The organism is Pseudomonas sp. CBZ-4 (assembly GCF_000346755.1).
Taxonomy (GTDB): domain Bacteria; phylum Pseudomonadota; class Gammaproteobacteria; order Pseudomonadales; family Pseudomonadaceae; genus Aquipseudomonas.
Genome location: NZ_ANNV01000130.1, coordinates 14,833 through 34,932, shown reverse-complemented (window position 1 = coordinate 34,932; position 20,100 = coordinate 14,833). Strand labels below are relative to the sequence as shown.

The window sequence follows — 20,100 nt, the reverse complement described above, 5'->3', positions numbered from 1 at the left end:
CATTGGACTGGGTTCACAGATTTCCATTTGTGAATACATTCAACTGTGGGAGCTGGCTTGCCTGCGATGAGGCCCTTACAGTCCCTACAAAACCCCCAGACATAAAAAAGCCCCGAACCAGTCGGGGCTTTTTCATTCAGCGCAAAGGCTTAGCGCGGAAACGCAGGCGGGTTAACCCCAGCCATGTCTTCCATCACGCGAACCACCTGGCAGCTGTAGCCGAACTCGTTGTCGTACCACACGTACAGCACAACACGGTTGTCCTGGGTAATGGTCGCCTCGGCGTCCACCACACCGGCGTGGCGCGAGCCCACGAAGTCGGTGGAAACCACTTCCTGCGAGTTGACGAAGTCGATTTGCTTATGCAGATCGGAGTGCAGCGCCATGAAGCGCAGGTACTCGTTCATCTCTTCACGGGTGGCGGCTTTCTCAAGGTTCAGGTTGAGAATGGCCATCGACACGTTTGGCGTCGGCACGCGGATCGCGTTACCGGTCAGCTTGCCGGCCAGCTCAGGCAGGGCCTTGGCAGCAGCGGTGGCAGCACCGGTCTCGGTGATCACCATGTTCAACGCGGCGCTACGGCCACGGCGATCGCCCTTGTGGAAGTTGTCGATCAGGTTCTGGTCGTTGGTGTACGAGTGAACCGTCTCAACGTGACCGTTGACGATACCGAACTTGTCATTCACCGCTTTCAGCACCGGCACGATGGCGTTGGTGGTGCAGGAAGCGGCGGACACGATCTTGTCGTCAGCGGTGATTTCACCGTGGTTGATGCCGTGCACGATGTTCTTCAACTTGCCCTTGCCCGGTGCGGTCAGGACAACGCGGTCGATACCCGGGCAGGCCAGGTGCTGGCCCAGGCCTTCGGCGTCACGCCATACACCGGTGTTGTCCACCAGCAGTGCGTCTTTGATGCCGTACTGGGTGTAGTCCACTTCAGCCGGGTTCTTCGCGTAGATCACCTGGATCAGGTTACCGTTGGCGGTGATAGTGTTGTTTTCTTCATCGATGACGATGGTGCCGTTGAACGGACCGTGTACCGAATCGCGACGCAAGAGGCTCGCGCGCTTGGTCAGGTCGTTGTCGGCGCCTTTGCGCACAACGATGGCACGCAGGCGCAGGCCGTCGCCGCCACCGGTTTTTTCGATGAGGATGCGCGCCAGCAGACGGCCGATACGACCGAAGCCGTACAGCACCACGTCAGTGCCTTTGCGACCGGCAGCGTTTTGCTGGCCAACCACATCGGCCATCTCTTCACGCACGAACTGCTCGGCGGTACGCCCAGCGCCTTCTTTGCGGAATTTATAGGCCAACTTGCCCAGGTCTACCGAGGCCGCGCCGAGCTTGAGCTCGCTCATGGCTTTGAGCAGTGGGAATGTTTCGTGGACGGAGAGTTCGCTGTCGTCGGCAGAACGGTGACGCGCAAAGCGGTGGGCTTTGAGAATCGCGATGACAGACTGGTTGATCAGGCTGCGGCCATAGATCGAGCTCACCACATTGTTATTGCGGTACAGCTGGCCGATAAGCGGAATCATCGCTTCTGCGAGTGCTTCACGGTCGATCCATTCACCAAGACACTGGTCGGGCTTCTGAGTCACGGGAACCTTCCACATGTAGGGGCAGAAAAAAGGGGCTACATTATGCCGCCCGACCGGCCTCGGAGCAATGCGCCCCAGGCAACAAAAAGTGCTTGCGAAAAAAAGGCACCCCGCTGGAGCCCAGTAAATACGCGGGTTCCAGAAGGCCACTAGTTGAGCCAAGCGGCCGACTTGTCCGTAACCCTCCGAAAACCTCGCCGGTTTTCGCACTACATAATGAGTCAAAAGCCGCCTTTGTTTGTCTTAGCCACTACATTTCCTACAAACCGTAATAGGCTCAGTCAGCAACTGACAGACGGCGCCTCGCACCGTTACAATTACCGACTTTGTCGCAACGCTTGGAGCTCAACCTTCCGTGCCCGTCCTGCGTCTACCGCTTCTCCCTGCTGCGGCAGGCAAACAGCACTGGGGCAACCTGCCCGGTGCCGCCCTGAGCCTGGCCATTGCCGAGGCTGCCAGCGCAGCCAAGCGCTTTACCCTGCTGCTGACCGCCGACAGCCAAAGCGCCGAACGGTTGGAGCAGGAGCTGAGCTTCTTCGCCCCCGATTTGCCGGTGCTGCATTTCCCCGACTGGGAAACCCTGCCCTACGACCTGTTCTCGCCGCACCAGGACATCATCTCCCAGCGCATCGCCAGCCTCTACCGCCTGCCGGAACTGGCCCACGGCGTGCTGGTGGTGCCGATCACCACGGCCCTGCATCGCCTGGCGCCGACCAAATTCCTGCTGGGCAGCAGCCTGGTGCTGGATATCGGCCAGAAGCTGGATGTCGAGCAGATGCGCACACGCCTGGAAGCCAGCGGCTACCGCTGTGTGGACACGGTGTACGAGCACGGTGAGTTCGCGGTACGCGGTGCGCTGATCGACCTGTTCCCGATGGGCAGCAAATTGCCCTACCGCATCGACCTGTTCGATGACGAAATCGAGACCCTGCGCACCTTCGATCCCGAGAACCAGCGCTCCATCGACAAGGTGGATTCGATCAAGCTGCTGCCCGCACGGGAATTCCCGCTGCAAAAAGACGCGGTCACCCGCTTCAAGGCGCGCTTCCGTGAACGCTTTGACGTGGACTTCCGTCGCTGCCCGATCTTCCAGGACTTGAGCAGCGGGATTACACCCGCCGGTATCGAGTACTACCTGCCGCTGTTCTTCGACGAAACCTCCACCCTGTTCGATTACCTGCCCCAGGACACCCAAGTGTTCTCGCTGCCAGGCATCGAGCAAGCCGCGGAAAACTTCTGGAACGACGTGCGCAACCGCTACGAAGAGCGCCGCGTCGATCCGTCCCGGCCTTTATTGCCGCCCGCCGAGCTGTTCCTGCCGGTGGAAGACTGCTTCGCCCGCCTGAAAAGCTGGCCGCGCGTGGTCGCCAGCCAGCAGGACGTGGACGCCGGCAGTGGCCGTGAACGCTTTCCCGCCGGGACGCTGCCGGATTTGGCCATCCAGGCCAAGGCCACGCAACCCCTGGAAGCGCTGTCCAACTTCCTCGGCGACTTCCCCGGCCGCGTGCTGTTTACCGCCGAATCCGCCGGCCGCCGCGAAGTCCTGCTGGAGCTGCTGGAGCGCCTGAAACTGCGACCCAAAACCGTCGACAGCTGGCCGGACTTCGTCAAAGGCAAAGACCGCCTGGCGATCACCATCGCGCCGCTGGACGAAGGTTTGCTGCTGGATGACCCGGCGCTGGCACTGATCGCCGAGAGCCCGTTGTTCGGCCAACGCGTGATGCAGCGCCGCCGCCGGGAAAAACGCGCCGACGCCAACAACGACGCGGTGATCAAGAACCTCACCGAACTGCGCGAAGGCGCGCCGGTGGTGCACATCGACCATGGCGTGGGCCGCTACCTGGGCCTGCAAACCCTGGAGATCGACAACCAGGCCGCCGAATTCCTCACCATGGAATACGCCGAGGGCGCCAAGCTCTACGTGCCAGTGGCCAGCCTGCACCTGATCGCCCGCTACACCGGCAGCGACGATGCCCTGGCGCCGCTACACCGCCTGGGCTCCGAGACCTGGCAGAAAGCCAAGCGCAAGGCCGCCGAGCAAGTGCGCGACGTCGCCGCCGAACTGCTCGACATCTATGCCCGCCGCGCGGCGCGCGAAGGTTATGCCTTCGCCGACCCGAAAGCCGACTACGCCACCTTCAGCGCCGGCTTCCCCTTCGAAGAAACCCCGGACCAGCAAACCACCATCGAAGCGGTGCGCGCCGACATGCTCGCGCCCAAGCCGATGGACCGCCTGGTCTGCGGCGACGTGGGTTTCGGCAAGACCGAAGTGGCCATGCGCGCCGCCTTCATTGCCGTACACGGCGGCCGCCAAGTGGCGATCCTGGTGCCCACCACCCTGCTCGCCCAGCAGCACTACAACAGCTTCCGCGACCGCTTTGCCGACTGGCCGGTGACCGTGGAAGTGATGAGCCGCTTCAAGTCGGCCAAGGAAGTGAATGCGGCCATCGCCGATTTGGCCGAAGGCAAGATCGACATCGTGATCGGCACCCACAAACTGCTGTCGGACGATGTGAAGATCAAGAACCTGGGCCTGGTGATCATCGACGAAGAACACCGTTTCGGCGTGCGCCAGAAAGAACAGCTCAAGGCCCTGCGCAGTGAAGTGGACATCCTCACCCTCACCGCCACGCCGATTCCGCGCACGCTGAACATGGCGGTGTCGGGCATGCGCGACCTGTCGATCATCGCCACGCCGCCGGCGCGTCGTTTGTCGGTGCGCACCTTCGTGATGGAGCAGAACAAAAGCACGGTCAAGGAAGCGTTGTTGCGTGAACTGCTGCGCGGCGGGCAGGTGTACTACCTGCACAACGACGTGAAGACCATCGAGAAATGCGCCGCCGACCTCGCCGAGCTGGTGCCGGAGGCACGTATCGCCATCGGCCACGGGCAGATGCGCGAGCGCGAACTCGAACAGGTGATGAGCGACTTCTACCACAAGCGCTTCAACGTGCTGATCGCCTCGACCATCATCGAGACCGGCATCGACGTGCCAAGCGCCAACACCATCATCATCGAGCGTGCCGACAAGTTCGGCCTGGCGCAGCTGCACCAGCTGCGTGGCCGGGTCGGGCGTAGTCACCACCAGGCGTATGCCTATTTGCTCACGCCGCCGCGCCAGCAGATCACGTCCGACGCCGAGAAGCGCCTGGAAGCCATCGCCAACACCCAGGACCTGGGCGCCGGGTTTGTGCTGGCCACCAACGACCTGGAAATCCGTGGCGCCGGCGAACTGCTGGGCGACGGTCAGAGCGGGCAGATCCAGGCGGTGGGTTTCACCCTCTATATGGAGATGCTCGAACGCGCCGTCAAAGCGATCCGCAAGGGCGAGCAACCGAACCTCGATCAACCGCTGGGCGGCGGCCCGGAAATCAACCTGCGCTTGCCGGCGTTGATCCCCGAAGACTACCTGCCCGACGTGCACGCGCGGTTGATCCTGTACAAGCGCATCGCCTCGGCCACCGACGAAGAAGGCCTCAAGGACCTGCAAGTCGAGATGATCGACCGCTTCGGCCTGTTGCCCGAACCGACCAAGAACCTGGTGCGCCTGACCCTGCTTAAATTGCAGGCCGAGCAGCTTGGCATCAAGAAAGTCGACGCCGGGCCACAAGGCGGGCGCATCGAGTTTGAAGCGCAGACGCCGGTGGACCCACTGGTGCTGATCAAGCTGATCCAGGGCCAGCCCAACCGCTACAAGTTCGAAGGGGCTACGCTGTTCAAGTTCATGGTGCCGATGGAACGCGCCGAAGAACGCTTTAATACATTGGAGGCGTTGTTTGAGCGCCTCATTCCGAAATCCGTATGAAGGACGCCCCAATGCGCCTGTTCCGCATTTTGAGCCTGTTGTTGGTGGTCGTGGCACCTGCGGCATTCGCCGACAGCCCGTACCAGGTGGAAATGATCCTCGTGCGCCAGAACGCCGAGCCGGTGATCAACAGCCGCGCCGCGCCGGAAAACTGGGATGCCGGGGCTGTGCGCCTGGGCTCCGACAAACTGAGCCCGCCACGCCTGAACAATATCGTCGACAAGCTCCGCGCCGATAACAGCTACACCGTGCTGGCGCACAAGGCCTGGGAGCAAAACCTCGGCGAGCAACCGGTGAAAATCGCCATCACCGACGGCGCGGAACAGTTCGGCCAATTCCCTATCGAGGGTGTGCTCAACCTGCAACTGGGCCGTTTCACCGACATCGACGCGAACTTCTGGATCAACACGTTCGACAGCAACGGCAGCGTGATCGCCAGCGAACACCTGAGCCAGACGGACGTGCGCACCAAGAACAACCAACTCAACTACCTGGACGGCGGCCACCTGGCGCTGCTGATCAAGATCACCTCGCTGACCGCCAAGCCGCCCAGTGCACCACCGTCCGACGTTCAGGACTGATCACGCGCCATGCCCCTGACGTCGCAGTTGACCAAACCCCTGGCCCCGTCGTGGGCCAATCGCTTTAAAGAGCAGAGCCTGGAGCGCGGGCGCCGTTATGCCCTGGAGAACCGCGTGCGCATCGTCGAGTGCGGCGACAGCACCATCGTCGCCAGTTGCGAAGGCTCGGGCGGCAACGTCTACCGGCAGACTATCTCGCTGCGCGAGTCGGCCAAGGGCACGCTGATCCTCGTCGACAGCCGCTGCACCTGCCCGGTGCATAGCAACTGCAAACACATCGCCGCGGTGCTGCTCAAGGTCCAGGAAACCCTGGCCTACCCGGCCGCCGCCCAGGATGCCGAGCTGCTGGAAAAGCTCCAGGCCGTGCTGGACAACCGCGTGGTGTTGCCACAAGTGGTGATGGAGGACGTGCCACCGGTGCCACGCCTGTGGCTGGCCAGCGTCGAGTTCAGCGCGTTTGAACCGCGCAACGGCAAGATGCAGCGCTACATCCAGCACCGTGCGGCGCTGTCGTTCAACTACCTGGGCAACTATGTCAGCGGGCAGAAGAACGCCGACATCATCGTCCGCCAGGACACCCAGAGCCTGCGGATCAAGCGCCATCCCGAGCTGGAACAGCCCTATCGCGAGCAACTGCGCTTGCTCGGTTTCAAGATCGCCACGCGTCAGAGCAAAGCCTTGCCGGAGAGCGCCGGCGAACTGTTCGAGATGGTCAATGACAGCGCCTGGCTGAACTTCACCCTGAACGTATCGCCCACCTTGCGCGCCCAAGGCTGGGAGTTGCTGATCGATGATGATTTCGGCTTTGACCTGAGCGCCGTGGATGACTGGTACGCCACCGTCGACGAGGGGCCGGAGCGCGACTGGTTCGACCTGGAACTGGGGATCATCGTCAACGGCGAGCGCCTGAGTCTGCTGCCGATCCTGTTGAACCTGATGCGCTCCCACACCGAGATCCTCAACCCGGAAAAACTCGCACGGCGGCGTGATGATGAGCTGATCCTGGTGAATATCCCCGGCCTGCCCAATGGCCACGGCCCGCTACAAGTGGCGCTGCCCTACGGCCGCTTGAAGCCGGTGCTGGCGACCCTCGGCGAGTTTTACCTACAGGAAGCCGGTACCACCACCTTGCGCCTGGCCAAGGCCGACGCCATTCGCCTGAACCCGCTGGAAGATTTGCCCCTGCAATGGGAGGGCGGCGAAAAAATCCGCAACTTCGCCCAGCGCCTGCGGGATATCAAGGACTTCACCTGCGTGGCCCCCGAGGGGCTGAACGCGACCTTGCGCCCGTATCAGCTGGAAGGCTTGAGCTGGATGCAGTCACTGCGCCAGTTGGATGTGGGCGGCATTCTTGCGGACGACATGGGCCTGGGCAAAACCCTGCAAACCCTGGCGCACATTCTCACGGAGAAAAACGCCGGGCGCCTGGACCGCCCGTGCATGGTGGTGATGCCTACCAGCCTGATCCCCAACTGGCTCGATGAAGCGGCGCATTTCACCCCGCAACTCAAGGTCGTGGCCCTCTACGGCGCCGGGCGTAAGAAACACTTCCAGAACCTGCAGGACTATGACCTGCTGCTGACCACCTACGCCCTGCTCCCCAAGGACATCGAACTGCTCGCCGCCCAGCCGCTGCATGTGCTGATACTTGACGAAGCCCAGTACATCAAGAACCCCAACAGCAAGGCGGCCCAGGCCGCGCGCGAGCTGAATGCGCGGCAGCGCCTGTGCCTGAGCGGCACGCCGCTGGAAAACCACTTGGGTGAACTGTGGTCGCTGTTCCACTTCCTGCTGCCGGGCTGGCTGGGTGACGTGAAGAGCTTCAACCGCGATTACCGCGTGCCCATCGAAAAGCGCGCCAGCGAAGTGCGATTGCAGCACCTCAACGGTCGGATCAAGCCCTTCCTGCTGCGTCGCACCAAAGAACAGGTGGCCACGGAGCTGCCGCCCAAGACCGAGATCATCCACTGGGTCGATCTCAACGAGGCCCAGCGCGACGTATACGAAACCATGCGCCTGGCCATGGACAAGAAGGTGCGCGACGAAATCACCCGCAAGGGCGTGGCGCGCAGCCAGATCATCATTCTTGAAGCGCTGCTCAAGCTGCGCCAGGTGTGCTGCGACCTGCGCCTGGTCAACGACGCCGCCCTGCCCGCCCGTGGCAGCAGCTCGGGCAAGCTCGACAGCCTGATGGAAATGCTCGAAGAACTGTTTGCCGAGGGGCGGCGAATCCTGTTGTTTTCACAATTCACCTCGATGCTCAGCCTGATCGAAGCCGAGCTGAAAAAGCGCGGCGTCTCCTACGCCCTGTTGACCGGCCAGACCCGCGATCGGCGCACGCCGGTGAAGGACTTCCAGAGCGGCAAGCTGCAGATTTTCCTGATCAGCCTGAAGGCTGGCGGCGTGGGCCTGAACCTGACGGAAGCGGACACGGTGATCCACTATGACCCATGGTGGAACCCGGCCACGGAAAACCAGGCGACTGACCGTGCGTATCGCATCGGCCAGGAGAAGCCGGTGTTCGTCTACAAGATGATCGCGCGGGGCACGGTGGAGGAGAAAATCCAGCATCTGCAGAAGGAAAAGTCCGACTTGGCGGCAGGCGTGCTGGATGGGCGTACGACGGGGGATTGGCAGTTGGGTAACGAGGATATCGAGGCGTTGTTTGCGCCTTTGCCCAATAAGCAAGAGAAGCGCTGACTGTTAGACCGCTATCGCGGGCAAGCCCGCTCCCACATGTTGACCGCCTTTCAAAATATGTACTCGGTCGAATGTGGGAGCTGGCTTGCCTGCGATGGCCGCGACGCGGTCTTCAGCCGATCAACTGCGCATCCCGCAACGCAGTCAGCGCCGCCAACCAGCGCGGGTCCTGCTTGTAATCCGTCGACGCAATCGCCTGCCCACGCATCCGCGCAATGCGTGCGGAAGGCTTGACCTTCATCCGCTGCGCAGCGGTCAATGCCAACTCCGCCGCCGCACGATCGTTACACACCAGCCCCATGTCGCAACCCGCCGTCAGCGCAGCTTCAATCCGACTGGCCGCATCGCCGACCACATGGGCACCCGCCATGGACAGGTCATCACTGAAAATCACCCCATCAAACTGCAACTCGCCGCGCAGGATGTCCTGCAACCAACGGCGCGAAAAGCCTGCGGGCTGGGAATCAACCTGCGGGTAGATGACGTGGGCCGGCATGACTGCGGCCAACTGTTTACTCAGGCGCGCGAAAGGCACCAGGTCATTGGCGCGGATCTGGTCCAGGCTACGCTCATCATTGGGAATGGCAACGTGGGAATCGGCTTCAGCCCAGCCGTGTCCCGGAAAATGTTTACCGGTGGCGGCCATGCCAGCGCTGTTCATGCCACGGATAAAAGCACCGGCGAGCACGGCGGCGCGCTCGGGGTCGCCCTCGAAAGAACGGGTACCGACCACGGCGCTGCGCTGGTAATCCAGGTCCAGCACCGGGGCAAAGCTCAGGTCCAGGCCCACGGCCAGCACTTCAGTGGCCATGATCCAGCCGCACTGTTCGGCCAGGTATTCGGCGTTGGGATTGTCAGCCAGCGCACGCATGGCCGGCAGGCGTACAAAGCCCTGGCGCAGGCGCTGCACACGACCGCCCTCCTGATCGACGGCCAGCAGCAGGTCCGGGCGCACGGCACGAATCGCCGCGCTCAACTCCCGCACCTGGCGCGGGTGTTCGATATTGCGCGCAAAAATGATCAGGCCGCCCACTTCAGGCTGGCGCAACAGGTGGCGGTCCTCGGCCGTCAGCCAGGTGCCGGCCACGTCAACCATCAAAGAACCTTGCAGGGCAGCAGTCATAAACCTTCCTTAAATAACGCACACAACCCGCTGCACTCACCGGATGCGATAAGCAGGGTGAGCACAGCGGGTTGCGAGTAAATAGCTGAATTCGGCATGGGCGGCTAGCTTAGCGGATGCAAGCGGCCGCGCACACCCGGAGGGGTCAAACCTTGGCGACGGCCGGCGCGGATTTGCTGCGTGGGCGCAATTGCGCGGCAGCCATGGCCTGGTCGGTGACCCCGGTTTCGGCGCGCATGCCGGCCGCGAGGAACGGCACCATCAGGCGCATGACTTGCTCGATGGAGGTGTTCACCCCGAAGTCGGTCTCGGCAATGGCGCGCAAGGCCTTGATCCCGGACATGCTGAACGCCGCGGCGCCGAGCATGAAGTGCACGCGCCAGAACAACTCGATGGGCGGAATGCGCGGGGCGGCTTCGTTGACCAGCAACATATAGCGACGGAAAACCTTGCCGTACATGTCTTCCAGGTAACGGCGCAAGTGACCCTGGCTCTGGCTGAACGCCAAGCCGAGCAAACGCATGAAGATCGACAGGTCGTTGCCGCTGCGCGGTTGCACCACCAGCGCTTGCTCGACGAGGATCTCCAGCAGGTCTTCCAGGCTTGGCTTGTTTTCGGGCTTGGTCTGGCGGCGCTCCAGCTCGCGGTCGAGACTGGCGCAGAACGGCCCCAGGAAGCGCGAGAACACCGCCTGGATCAGGGCCTTTTTCGAGCCGAAATGGTAATTCACCGCGGCGAGGTTGACCCCGGCCTTGCTGGTGATCAGCCGCAATGAAGTTTCAGCAAATCCTTTTTCCGCGAACAACTGCTCGGCAGCATCGAGAATGCGTTCAACGGTTTCCGACTGGGCCATGGCTACTCCGCCTGACAAACACTTGTTTGAAACATACGTTTCAGGTTGTGTCTTGTCAACCCTGAGGGGCCGTTTTCCGGCCGGGCAGTCATCTATTTCATCGCTATTTAATCACATCCTTCCCGGTCTGTAGGCAGCGCTATCTCCGGCTTGTAGGAGGGGTGCCGAATGACCGTCCAGCGGAGTGGTAGAAAAGGATGATTGCCAAGCGCAGTCCACTGTATATAATCCCAGTCACTGTATAAAAAGACAGAGCGATCAACATGCTAAAACTGACGCCACGCCAAGCTGAGATTCTGGCTTTTATCAAGCGCTGCCTCGATGACAACGGCTACCCGCCGACTCGAGCGGAGATTGCGCTGGAACTGGGATTCAAATCCCCCAACGCCGCCGAAGAACACCTCAAGGCCCTCGCTCGCAAAGGCGCGATCGAGATGACCCCAGGTGCCTCACGCGGCATTCGCATCCCTGGCTTCGAAGCCAAGGCCGACGAATCGACCCTGCCGATCATCGGTCGCGTCGCCGCCGGTGCGCCGATCCTGGCGCAGCAGCACGTCGAGGAATCCTGCAACATCAACCCGACCTTCTTCCATCCTCGCGCCGACTACCTGTTGCGCGTCCATGGCATGAGCATGAAGGACGTGGGCATCTTCGATGGCGACCTGCTGGCCGTCCACACCACCCGCGAAGCCCGTAATGGCCAGATCGTCGTCGCCCGTATCGGCGATGAAGTCACCGTCAAACGCTTCAAGCGCGAAGGCAGCAAGGTCTGGCTCCTGGCCGAGAACCCTGAGTTCGCCCCGATTGAAGTGAACCTGAAAGATCAGGACCTGGTGATCGAAGGCTTGAGCGTCGGCGTCATTCGCCGCTAAAGGAGGCATCATGCAGCTCGTGCACACCCCGCAACACACACAACTGTCGCTGTTCGAGGCCTTTATGGCCCAACCCCTTGCGCCTATCCTCAAGGAAACGGTCGAGGCGCCCTGGAGCGCCGAGCCCGAGGCGTTCAGTGAATTGTCGTTGCGCGGTGCGGCCGGGAGCTGCCTGAGCCTGCTGGCGCCAATCCTGCGCGAACTGAGCGAAGAACAGGACGACGCCCGCTGGCTGACGCTGATCGCCCCGCCCGCCAGCCTGACCCAGGCATGGCTGCGGGACGCCGGCCTCAACCGTGAACGCATCCTGCTGCTGCAACCGCGCGGCGCGCAAAGTGCCCAGCAGTTGACCTGCGAAGCGTTGCGCCTGGGCCGTAGCCATACGGTGGTGAGTTGGTTGAATCCGTTGAGTGCAAGCGCCAAGCAGCAACTGATCAGTGCTGCACGTACGGGCGATGCTCAGAGCTTGAATATTCGATTGGGATAAGATCACAGGCCTGACCTGTGGTGGGTGCGCTTGCCGTGGCGAGCGAGCTTGCTCGCGCTGGGCTGCAAAGCAGCCCCAAAACCAGACACCGTGGAATGCCTGATATACCGCGTCAATCTATTCAGGGCCGCTTCGCAGCCCAGCGCGAGCAAGCTCGCTCGCCACAAAAGCCCGCTCAGCACAGCAAGCCCGTAAAACCACAGCAGACACCTTAGCCACAGCTCTCAGTGAAGAACCCGCGGCCCATCATCTTTCTCCGGCTCGCCTTCCGCCAGGCGACCTGCCATCTGCACACCCACGCTCAACATGGCTTTTGCCACTTCCACGTGCTGGCCTTGCAGGAACGCCTTTGCGTCCTCGGAAAAATCCAAAGTCACCAGAGAACCCTCGTCCTCAGCCCGGCGCAGCTCGATTCGGCCGTCAGGCAGTTCAACAATTTCCAGAAAGGACGTTGGCATAAAAGTCTGTTCTCCACGAAAGGCCGCGATTATATCAGTCATCCACCCGGCCCCGCTGAGGATCTGAAGAGGTTTCTTTACAGCATGATGAATGGTGCTCTCTGCTGTGTAACTGAACAATGGGGGTGCCTTAGCACTCGTTCAAGCCTTCACGAAAGCGCAACGCCAGCTTTTTCAGCGCCTGGCGCCAGCCTTCCAGCTCTTCCCGACTCAATGGCTTGGGCTCATCTTCTTCCAACGAAACCGCCACGATCAGCGGCTGGGTCACGTCCCCCTTGGGCACATGGGGAACGCGCGGCGGCTGGAACATATCGGCATGGGCCTTGAGCAAGCGCGCCACCCAACTGTCGGGGCTCTGGGCCATTTCCACCAGTTCGGCCAGTTCGGGGATGGCCATGGTCTCCAGGACTTCGTGGGTCATGATCAGTTCTGCACGCGGCGCACCGGCCTGGGGCAAGCGATAGAACCCGGCGATCTCATGGCACAAGCCCAGCAGCGCACCGTAGAGATGGAACAACGCCGCTTCACGCCCCGCCTGGACCAACGCGATGGCATTCATCTCCTTCCCTTCCTCGGCGCGGCCAAGGGCTTCCAGGGACAAACCCGCGAAGTAAATTTTCTGATTGGTACGGGTATAGAGTTCGTTGGCCATAACGGCAGTCTCCACAACGAAAAGAGGCGTGATGCTGGCCCAACAGTGTCACGGATCATCCAAGCGCACTGCAAGCGTAAAAAAAGGCCGCCCTTGCAGGCGGCCTTTGTAGGTGCAGCTTAGTCGATCAAGCGCCCTGGCGCTTGTCCTCGACCTTCCACTTGCCGCCGTCGTAGAACGCCTTCCAGCCCGTAGGCTTGCCGTCCACTTCGGTCTGCACGTACTGCTCCTTGGTCTTGCGGCTGTAGCGGATCACGGCTGGACGACCATCCGGATCCTTCTTCGGCGCTTCACACAGGAAGTGGTACTTCGGATCGATCTCATCCTTGTGCGGCACAATCTCCATGACCAACGGCGCACGGGTCTCGCGGTTTTTCGGGAACTGGCTCGCGGCCAGGAACAGGCCCGAAGCACCGTCACGCAAGATGTAAGTGTCGTTGACCTTCTCGCACTTGAGCTCCGGCATCTTCACCGGGTCCATCTTCGGCGGCGCCGCATCACCGCTTTTCAGCAGCTTGCGGGTGTTCTTGCAGGTCGCGTTGGTGCAACCGAAGAACTTGCCGAAGCGGCCGGTCTTGAGTTGCATCTCGCTGCCGCACTTGTCGCATTCCAGGCTCGGACCTTCGTAGCCCTTGATGCGGTAGGTGCCCTCTTCAATCTCGTAGCCGTTGCAATCCGGGTTGTTACCGCAGATGTGCAGCTTGTGCTTCTCGTCCAGCAGGTAGGCGTCCATCGCCGTGCTGCAGATCGGGCAGCGGTGCTTGCCACGCAGTACGAGCGACTCGGATTCACCCTCGTCGTCAGCCGCAATTTCATCGCCCGGCACCAGGTTGACCGTGGCCTTGCAGCGCTCTTTCGGCGGCAGGCTGTAGCCCGAGCAACCGAGGAACACGCCAGTGGATGCCGTACGGATCTGCATCGGACGGCCACACGTCAGGCACGGGATGTCCGTCATCACCGGCTGGTTGGCGCGCATGCCGTGCTCTGGGCTTTCGGCCACTTCGAGCTTCTTCTTGAAGTCGCCGTAGAACTCGTCCAGCACGCTTTTCCAGTCGCGCTCGCCCTGGGCCACGTCATCGAGGTTCTCTTCCATGCCGGCAGTGAAGCCGTAGTCCATCAGGTTGGAGAAGCTCTCGGACAGGCGCTCGGTGACGATGTCGCCCATCTTTTCCGAGTAGAAGCGACGGTTATGCAGCGCCACGTAGCCACGATCCTGAATGGTCGAGATGATCGCCGCATAGGTCGAAGGACGACCGATGCCGCGTTTTTCCATCTCTTTCACCAGGCTGGCTTCCGAGTAACGGGCCGGCGGCTTGGTGAAGTGCTGGGACGGGTCCAGCTTGATCAGTTTCAGCGTGTCGCCCTGGGCCATGTCCGGCAGCACGTCGTCGTCGCCCGGCTTGGCGATTTGCGGCATCACGCGGGTGTAGCCGTCGAACTTGAGGATACGACCCTTGGCGCGCAGCTCGAAGTCGGAAGCGGCCACCGTCACGGTGGTGGACAGGTATTGCGCCGGCAGCATCTGGCAGGCCAGGAATTGGCGCCAGATCAGCTCGTAGAGGCGCTCAGCGTCGCGCTCCATGCCGGTCAGCTTGGCCGGCGTGGTGTTGGCGTCAGAAGGACGAATCGCTTCGTGAGCCTCCTGTGCGCCTTCCTTGCTGCTGTAGACGTTCGGGTTCTCCGGCAGGTACTTCTTGCCGAACTCGCCTTCAATATACGTACGCGCCATCGCCACCGCGTCTTGCGACAGGTTGGTGGAGTCAGTACGCATATAAGTGATGTAGCCGGCTTCGTACAAGCGCTGGGCCATCATCATGGTTTTCTTCACACCGAAGCCCAGGCGGTTGCTCGCCGCCTGTTGCAGGGTGGACGTGATGAACGGCGCCGACGGCTTGCTGCTGGTCGGTTTGTCTTCACGCTTGACGATGCTGTAGCTGGAAGACTTGAGCTTCTCCAGCGCGGCCATGGCCTGGGCTTCGTTCAGCGGCTTGAAGGCCTCGCCTTTCTCGCGGGCCACTTCGAAGCGCACGTTGGCGCCCTTGGCGGTGCCGAGGTCGGCGTGGACTTCCCAATACTCTTCAGGGATGAACGCACGGATCTCGCGCTCACGCTCCACCACCAGCTTCACCGCAACCGATTGCACACGGCCGGCGGACAGGCCACGGGCGATCTTCGCCCACAGCAGCGGCGAGACCATGTAGCCCACGACGCGATCGAGGAAACGACGGGCCTGCTGGGCGTTGACGCGGTCGATGTCCAGCTCGCCCGGCTTGGAGAAGGCTTCCTGGATGGCTTTCTTGGTGATTTCGTTGAACACCACACGCTTGTAGCGGCTGTCATCACCGCCGATGGCTTCCCGCAGGTGCCAGGCAATGGCTTCCCCTTCGCGGTCCAAGTCCGTTGCGAGATAGATGGTGTCGGCATCTTTGGCGAGCCGGCGCAGCTCTTCGATGACCTTTTCCTTGCCCGGAAGGATTTCGTACTTGGCCTTCCAGCCATGATCCGGGTCTACACCCATGCGCGAGACCAGCTGCTTGCGCGCTTTCTCTTTAGGCGTGAGCACCGGACCTTCGCCCGCAGCGGCCTTGCCGCGCTTGGCGGCAGGCTCCTTGCTGGCGCTAGCCGAACCGCTGGTGGGCAGGTCTCGGATATGGCCGATACTCGACTTCACCACGTACTCGTTACCCAAGTACTTGTTGATGGTCTTGGCCTTAGCCGGGGATTCCACAATGACCAGCGATTTGCCCATGGATCGGAAAATTCCTGAATTCGAGAAGTGAAAGGCAGTTGGCGCCTGTCGCGGCAACGCTATATATAGTGGCAACAAGGTGAGGTCAAGCGCAGCATTCTGCGCGACCTGCCGTTATTGCCCTGAAAAAAGACTGGCTTCGGCCTGCACCAAAGCAAAGCGCGGGACCTGCTCGCCGTCAACTTCGACGGTCTCGACAAACATGCTCAAGGGGCGTACCCAAAAGCCGTAATCGCCATACAGTGCTTGGTAGAACACCACTTCCTCTTCGGTCTCGGAGTGCCGCGCCACACTGAAAACGCGGTACTGCGGACCTTTATAATGCTGGTAGAGCCCTGGTTCGACTTGCATGCTCTGGCCCTCTTGCAAAATTTGTTAAAAAAAAATTACGAAACCACCCAAAAACAAAAACCGGGGCACTGGGCCCCGGCTTCCGTCAACCCAACGCTTAGACGCGTTCGAAGACGGTGGAAATGCCTTGGCCGAGACCAATGCACATGGTGGCAACGCCAAGGTTGCCGCCATTTTGCTTCATCACGTTAAGCAAAGTGCCGGAGATACGTGCACCGGAGCAACCAAATGGGTGACCCAGGGCAATCGCACCGCCGTGCAGGTTAACCTTCTCGTTCATCTTGTCGAGTACTTTCAAATCTTTCAGCACTGGCAAGGCCTGTGCGGCGAAAGCTTCGTTGAGCTCGAAGAAGTCGATATCGGAGATGGTCAGGCCCGCGCGCTTCAAGGCTTTTTGTGTGGCCGGTACTGGACCATAGCCCATGATCGCCGGGTCCACACCCGCCACGGCCATCGAACGGATCACTGCCAGCGGCTGGATACCCAGGTCCTGGGCACGCTGCGCCGACATCACGATCATGCACGAAGCGCCATCCGTGATTTGCGACGAAGTGCCCGCCGTCACGGTGCCGCCCTTTGGATTGAAGGCTGGCTTCAAGGCCGCCAGGCTTTCCAGGGTGGTGTCCGGACGAATGGTTTCGTCATAGTCGAACAGCTTCAGGAAACCGTTCTCGTCGTAGCCGTTCATCGGGATGATCTCATCCTTGAACTTGCCTTCCACGGTCGCCTTGTGGGCGAGCTGGTGGGAACGCACGCCGAACGCGTCCTGGGCTTCGCGGGTGATGCCGTGCATTTTGCCGAGCATTTCCGCGGTCAGGCCCATCATGCCCGAGGCTTTCGCCGCGTACAGCGACATGTGCGGGTTGGGATCGACGCCGTGCATCATGCTGACGTGGCCCATGTGCTCCACGCCGCCGACCACGAACACATCACCGTTGCCGGTCATGATGGCTTGCGCAGCGGTGTGCAGCGCGCTCATCGACGAGCCACACAGGCGGCTGACGGTCTGGCCGGCAGCGGTGTGCGGGATCTGGGTCATCAGCGACGCCATGCGCGCGATGTTCCAGCCTTGCTCCAGGGTCTGGTTGACGCAGCCCCAGATCACGTCCTCGACTTCGTTCGGATCGACTTTGACGTTACGTTCCAGCAATTTGCTGATCAGGTGCGCCGACATGTCTTCGGCGCGGGTGTTGCGGTGCATGCCGCCCTTGGAGCGGCCCATTGGCGTGCGACCGAAATCGACAATCACCACGTCTCTTGGATTCAAGCTCATAAATATTCTCGCTCTAGTCGTCTGGGCGCTTAACCGAAGAAGCTCTGGCCGTTCTTGGCCATTTCACGCAGCTTCGCGGTCGGGTGGTACAGCGGGCCCAAATCAGCGTACTGATCAGCCAGGGCAACGAACTCGGCCACACCGATCGAGTCGATGTAACGCAGCGCACCACCACGGAATGGAGGGAAACCAATACCGTACACCAGGCCCATATCGGCTTCGGCGCCGGTTTCGACGATGCCGTCTTCCAGGCAGCGCACGGTTTCCAGGCACAGGGCGATCATCATCCAGTTGATGATGTCTTCGTCCGACACCTCACGCTGCTCGTAGATGACAGGCGCGAGTACTTCGTGAACCGATGGATCGGCCACTTTCTTCTGCTTGCCCTTCTTGTCAGCCTCGTAGGCATAGAAGCCCTTGCCGTTCTTCTGGCCCAGGCGCTTGGCCTCGTACAGCGCGTCGATCGCCGAGCGGCGGTCGTCTTTCATGCGGTCCGGGAAGCCTTCAGCCATCACGTCGCGACCATGGTGGCCGGTGTCGATGCCGACCACGTCCATCAGGTACGCCGGGCCCATCGGCCAGCCGAATTTTTCCATGACTTTGTCGATGCGCACGAAGTCCACGCCAGCGCTGACCAGCTTGGCGAAACCGCCGAAGTACGGGAACAGCACGCGGTTGACCAGGAAGCCTGGGCAGTCATTGACCACGATCGGGTTCTTGCCCATTTTCTTCGCGTAGGCAACGGTGGTGGCAACGGCCAGCTCGCTGGACTTCTCGCCACGGATCACTTCCACCAGCGGCATCATGTGCACCGGGTTGAAGAAGTGCATGCCGACGAAGTTTTCCGGGCGCTTGAGGGCCTTGGCCAGCAGCGAGATGGAAATGGTCGAGGTGTTCGACGCCAGGATGGTGTCTTCCTTCACCTGGCCTTCGACTTCAGCCAGTACCGCCTGCTTGACCTTCGGGTTCTCGACAACCGCTTCGACCACCAGGTCGACGTGGCCGAAATCGCCGTAGGACAGCGTAGGACGAATGCCGTTAAGCACTTCAGCCATCTTCGCGGCGGTCATGCGACCTTTGTCCACACGGCCAACCAGCAGCTTGGCGGCTTCCGCCAGGCCCTGCTCGATACCGTGCTCGTTGATGTCTTTCATCAGGATCGGCGTGCCTTTGGACGCCGATTGATAGGCGATGCCGCCGCCCATGATACCGGCGCCGAGGACGGCAGCCTGTTTCACGTCGCGCGCGATTTCGTCGTAGGCCTTGGCCTTTTTCTTCAGTTCCTGATCGTTCAGGAACAGGCCGATCAGGCTTTGGGCTGCCGAGGTTTTCGCCAGTTTGACGAAACCTGCCGCTTCCACTTCCAGGGCTTTGTCGCGACCGAAGTTCGCCGCCTTCTGGATGGTCTTGATCGCTTCAACCGGCGCCGGGTAGTTCGGGCCGGCCTGGCCAGCCACGAAACCTTTGGCGGTTTCGAACGACATCATTTGTTCGATGGCGTTGAGCTTGAGTTTTTCCAGCTTCGGCTGACGCTTGGCCTTGTAGTCAAATTCGCCGCTGATGGCGCCCTTGATCAGGTTCAGTGCGGCTTCGGCCAGTTTGTCCGGGGCAACCACGGCATCGACGGCGCCGACTTTCAGCGCGTCTTCAGCACGGTTTTCCTTGCCGGCGGCGATCCACTCGATGGCGTTGTCGGCACCGATGATACGCGGCAGACGGACGGTGCCGCCAAAGCCTGGGTAGATGCCCAGCTTGACTTCAGGCAGACCGATCTTGGCCGTGGCCGACATGACGCGGAAGTCCGCCGCCAGGCACATTTCCAGGCCGCCGCCCAATGCGATGCCATTGATCGCGGCAACGGTCGGTACGTTGAGGTCTTCGAAATCGCTGAAAATCTTGTTGGCTTCGAGGTTGCCAGCCACCAGCTCGGCATCGGGCAGCTTGAAGTTGTCGACGAATTCGGTGATGTCCGCGCCGACGATAAACACGTCCTTGCCGCTGGAAACGATCACACCCTTGACCGAAGCATCTGCTTTGATGGTGTCTACGGCCTGACGCAATTCATTCAGGGTTAGACGGTTGAACTTGTTGACGGACTCACCCTTGAGGTCGAATTTCAATTCGACGATGCCGCTTTCAAGAGCCTTAACCGTGATGGCTTTACCTTCGTAAATCATCAACTGATCTCCACGATATGGACGCTGAACAGTACACATTGGACGCTGGCCTATTGGTTGGACATTGAGCTTTTCGTCAACGTTCAGGCCAATCCGCCAGGCACACCCGCCAATGCGATAGTCGGGATTCTGTATGAGCGGTCTGACAGACAAACGCTCAATTCATACGCCCGTTTGATTTGGGTACGCCACCTTCATCCAATTCCGGGCAATTGTCAATCGCTCGAAAGGCTAGGAAAAACGCGACTTTCCAGTCATTTCAGAACCCGAAGCACAGGCACGCGCCTCGTCAATATTCAAATATTCACGAAATCAATAATGGAAAAGTTCTGGGAAAGGGCTGTACAGAACGGGATATGCGGCTAGGCTAGCCGCAACCGTAACGCGTCTGGATGAATATCCGACGCGAGAGACACCAAAT

At 60.9% G+C, this 20,100-nt stretch carries 14 protein-coding genes; 5 read left to right on the top strand and 9 right to left on the bottom strand.

Annotation, left to right across the window (positions count from 1 at the left end; translation table 11 throughout):
- Window positions 1–149: 149 nt before the first annotated feature.
- Entirely contained in the window at window positions 150–1,613 is a 1,464-nt protein-coding gene (locus tag B348_RS0117380; protein ID WP_026136851.1) for a glyceraldehyde-3-phosphate dehydrogenase, read from the bottom strand.
- Window positions 1,614–1,953: 340 nt separating this feature from the next.
- Here B348_RS0117380 and mfd point away from each other — a divergent pair, with 340 nt between their 5' ends.
- The 3 genes from mfd to B348_RS0117365 are packed head-to-tail and all read left to right on the top strand — an operon-like array spanning window position 1,954 to window position 8,684.
- Complete coding sequence (gene mfd, locus B348_RS0117375; protein ID WP_017737343.1) at window positions 1,954–5,403, top strand: transcription-repair coupling factor; 3,450 nt, start codon at window positions 1,954–1,956, stop codon at window positions 5,401–5,403.
- Window positions 5,404–5,414: 11 nt separating this feature from the next.
- A complete protein-coding gene (locus tag B348_RS0117370; protein ID WP_017737342.1) occupies window positions 5,415–5,984 on the top strand; it encodes a CsiV family protein in 570 nt (189 codons plus the stop codon).
- 9 nt (window positions 5,985–5,993) lie between these two features.
- The gene (locus B348_RS0117365) at window positions 5,994–8,684 is read left to right on the top strand and encodes a DEAD/DEAH box helicase (RefSeq protein ID WP_017737341.1); all 2,691 of its coding nucleotides are present in this window, start codon (window positions 5,994–5,996) and stop codon (window positions 8,682–8,684) included.
- 112 nt (window positions 8,685–8,796) lie between these two features.
- Here the strand turns inward: B348_RS0117365 and nagZ are convergent, their stop codons facing one another.
- Both nagZ and B348_RS0117355 read right to left on the bottom strand, forming a co-directional pair.
- A complete protein-coding gene (nagZ, locus tag B348_RS0117360; protein WP_017737340.1) occupies window positions 8,797–9,807 on the bottom strand; it encodes a beta-N-acetylhexosaminidase in 1,011 nt (336 codons plus the stop codon).
- Window positions 9,808–9,952: 145 nt separating this feature from the next.
- Entirely contained in the window at window positions 9,953–10,660 is a 708-nt protein-coding gene (locus tag B348_RS0117355) for a TetR/AcrR family transcriptional regulator (protein WP_017737339.1), read from the bottom strand.
- Between the two features lie 263 nt (window positions 10,661–10,923).
- On the opposite strand from B348_RS0117355, the gene lexA reads away from it, so the two are divergent.
- Complete coding sequence (lexA, locus tag B348_RS0117350; RefSeq protein WP_003172575.1) at window positions 10,924–11,532, top strand: transcriptional repressor LexA; 609 nt, start codon at window positions 10,924–10,926, stop codon at window positions 11,530–11,532.
- Between the two features lie 10 nt (window positions 11,533–11,542).
- A complete protein-coding gene (sulA, locus tag B348_RS0117345) occupies window positions 11,543–12,019 on the top strand; it encodes an SOS-induced cell division inhibitor SulA (RefSeq protein ID WP_017737338.1) in 477 nt (158 codons plus the stop codon).
- A gap of 224 nt (window positions 12,020–12,243) precedes the next feature.
- On the opposite strand, the gene B348_RS0117340 is transcribed toward sulA, so the two are convergent.
- The 6 genes from B348_RS0117340 to fadB all read right to left on the bottom strand — a co-directional run bounded on the left by B348_RS0117340 (window position 12,244) and on the right by fadB (window position 19,679).
- Entirely contained in the window at window positions 12,244–12,477 is a 234-nt protein-coding gene (locus B348_RS0117340; protein WP_026136850.1) for a hypothetical protein, read from the bottom strand.
- A gap of 130 nt (window positions 12,478–12,607) precedes the next feature.
- On the bottom strand, window positions 12,608–13,129 hold the full coding sequence (locus tag B348_RS0117335) for a DUF6586 family protein (RefSeq protein ID WP_017737336.1): 522 nt from the start codon (window positions 13,127–13,129) through the stop codon (window positions 12,608–12,610).
- A 127-nt stretch (window positions 13,130–13,256) separates the two neighbouring features.
- Window positions 13,257–15,878 carry a type I DNA topoisomerase gene (gene topA / locus B348_RS0117330; protein ID WP_017737335.1) on the bottom strand — a complete coding sequence of 874 codons (2,622 nt, stop codon included), beginning with the start codon at window positions 15,876–15,878 and terminating at the stop codon, window positions 13,257–13,259.
- 114 nt (window positions 15,879–15,992) lie between these two features.
- Entirely contained in the window at window positions 15,993–16,229 is a 237-nt protein-coding gene (locus B348_RS0117325) for a DUF1653 domain-containing protein (protein WP_017737334.1), read from the bottom strand.
- A 97-nt stretch (window positions 16,230–16,326) separates the two neighbouring features.
- Window positions 16,327–17,502, bottom strand: coding sequence for an acetyl-CoA C-acyltransferase FadA (fadA, locus tag B348_RS0117320; protein WP_026136849.1), 1,176 nt, complete (start codon window positions 17,500–17,502; stop codon window positions 16,327–16,329).
- 29 nt (window positions 17,503–17,531) lie between these two features.
- Window positions 17,532–19,679: a fatty acid oxidation complex subunit alpha FadB gene (fadB, locus tag B348_RS0117315; RefSeq protein ID WP_017737332.1), complete on the bottom strand. Its 2,148-nt coding sequence runs from the start codon at window positions 19,677–19,679 to the stop codon at window positions 17,532–17,534.
- Window positions 19,680–20,100 lie beyond the last annotated feature (421 nt).